The sequence below is a fragment of the Streptomyces sp. SAS_272 genome (assembly GCF_052543235.1).
The window spans coordinates 1-1,933 of sequence record NZ_JBMNDR010000207.1; the positions used below are offsets into that span (position 1 = coordinate 1).

Consider the following 1,933-nt stretch of genomic DNA (forward strand, 5'->3'; position numbering starts at 1 on the left):
TTTCGCCGCGTCTGCTGCAGGTCCGTGGTCACACGCTTGAGGTATTCGCGGAGCTTGTCTTCCGTCGTCGGCATGCAGAGCCATCCCCCTCGGACTACCCAGGCCAGGTGCGGCGGGCGGCGGCCCGACCTCCATGCGCCCACCCGTTCGGTCCGCAACACTTCATGCCGGGGCTTGGCCTGCTCTTAATGCGACCTAAAGCCGTACTCCTTTTAGCAGGATTTAAGGCGCGGCTCTTACGCTCCCGGCGCGTATTCCGCCGCACCGTGCGAATGCATAACCTCGAGCGAGAGGTCGACGACATGCCCGATGCCGATACCTCCGAAACGCCTTCTTTTCCTTTTCCTCGCACCTGCCCTTTCAGCCCTCCGGCCGAATACGCGCGACTGCGGCCCGCCGAGCCGATGTCCGAAGTGGTGCTGCAGAACGGCAGGACGGCCTGGCTGGCGACGCGTCACGAGGACGTGCGGGCCCTGCTGAGCCACCCGGCGACGTCCTCGAACCGTGCGCACCCGTCCTTTCCCGCGACGGTCGCCGACATCGGCGTCTTCGCGCAGAAGGGCTTTCTGCTCTCGATGGACGCACCGGACCACGCGCTGCACCGCCGCATGGTCACCAGCGAGTTCACGGCGAACCGGATCCGCAGGCTCCGCCCCCGCATCCAGGAGATCGTCGACGAGTGCGTGACCGGCATCCTGGAGCGCGGCGCCGGCCGGCCCGTCGACCTGGTCCAGGAGCTGTCGCTCCCGGTGCCCTCGCTCGCCATCTGCGAACTGCTGGGCGTGCCCTACGACACCCGGGGCGTCTTCCAGAAGCACACCGAGGTCCTGCTCGACCGGGCCAGCACCCCGGCCGACCGGCAGCACGCGTTCGGCGCCCTGCGGGAGTTCCTCGGCGAGCTCGTCGTCAGCAAGGAGACCGAACCGGACGACGCGCTGGTCAGCCGGCTCGTCGTGAAGTACCGGGAGGCGGGCGTCTACGACCGCGAGCTGATCACGGGGTTCGCGGTGCTGCTGCTCGTCGCCGGTCACGAGACCACCGCGAACATGATCTCGCTGGGCGTGGCGGCGCTGTTGCGCGAGCCGGCGAAGCTCGCCCGGATCACCGAGGACCCGTCGCTGACCCCGGGCGCCGTCGAGGAGATCCTGCGCTACTTCAGCATCGTCGACTACCCGACCGCCCGGGTGGCCCTGGAGGACATCGAGGTCGGCGGTGTCACCGTCCGCGCCGGCGAGGGCTTCATCGCCTCCGCCGCCGCCGCCAACCACGACGGGCAGGTCTTCCCCGATCCCGGCGAGCTGGACATAGGGCGCAACACATCGGGTCATGTCGCCTTCGGTTTCGGCGTCCACGCGTGCCTCGGCCAGAATCTGGCGCGCGCGGAACTCGAGATCGTCTACGACACGCTTTTCCGGCGCATACCGAAACTGCGCCTGGTGTCGCCTCCTGAAGAAATTCCCTTCAAGGATGCGACGGTATTCGGAATTCATCGTCTGGAGGTGACGTGGTGAGCCGTCTGCTGATCACGGTCAACGAAGAAGAGTGCTGTTCCTCGGGCATCTGCGCCATGACCGCGCCGGATGTCTTCGACCAGCGCGACGAGGACGGCGTCGTCGTCCTCCTCGACGCGGAACCGGAGCCCGGCCTGCACGCCGAGGCCCGTAAGGCGGCCCGCAGCTGCCCCTCGCTCGCCATCGAGGTGCAGGAGGCCTGACGGCCCCCCGACCGGCGCCGGTACCCCGCACCTCTCGTCCGGCATCCCGCATCCCGCATCCCGCATCCGTGACCCGCGTCCACGCGTCCCGCACCGCCGCCCCGCCCCGATCGTCACCCAGGCCGCCTCGAAAGGGTCTCTCCCCGTGGGAAACACCGAAGACAAGTTCCGCGAATACCTCAAGCGCGCGACGGCCGACCTGCGTCAGGCACGTCGCCG

The 1,933-nt window shown here is 68.4% G+C and carries 4 protein-coding genes; 3 read left to right on the forward strand and 1 reads right to left on the reverse strand.

Going from position 1 to position 1,933, the window contains the following annotated elements; translation table 11 throughout:
• Positions 1-74: polyketide synthase docking domain-containing protein (locus ACN6LD_RS42150; protein WP_416069587.1), on the reverse strand; the 74-nt coding region annotated here is incomplete at its 3' end.
• Positions 75-404: 330 nt separating this feature from the next.
• Here ACN6LD_RS42150 and ACN6LD_RS42155 point away from each other — a divergent pair.
• The 3 genes from ACN6LD_RS42155 to ACN6LD_RS42165 all read left to right on the forward strand — a co-directional run.
• Positions 405-1,511, forward strand: coding sequence for a cytochrome P450 (locus ACN6LD_RS42155; protein WP_415925042.1), 1,107 nt, complete (start codon positions 405-407; stop codon positions 1,509-1,511).
• 5 nt (positions 1,512-1,516) lie between these two features.
• Entirely contained in the window at positions 1,517-1,714 is a 198-nt protein-coding gene (locus tag ACN6LD_RS42160) for a ferredoxin (RefSeq protein WP_057581875.1), read from the forward strand.
• Positions 1,715-1,859: 145 nt separating this feature from the next.
• On the forward strand, positions 1,860-1,933 hold a 74-nt coding region (locus ACN6LD_RS42165; protein ID WP_370444173.1), incomplete at its 3' end, for a polyketide synthase docking domain-containing protein.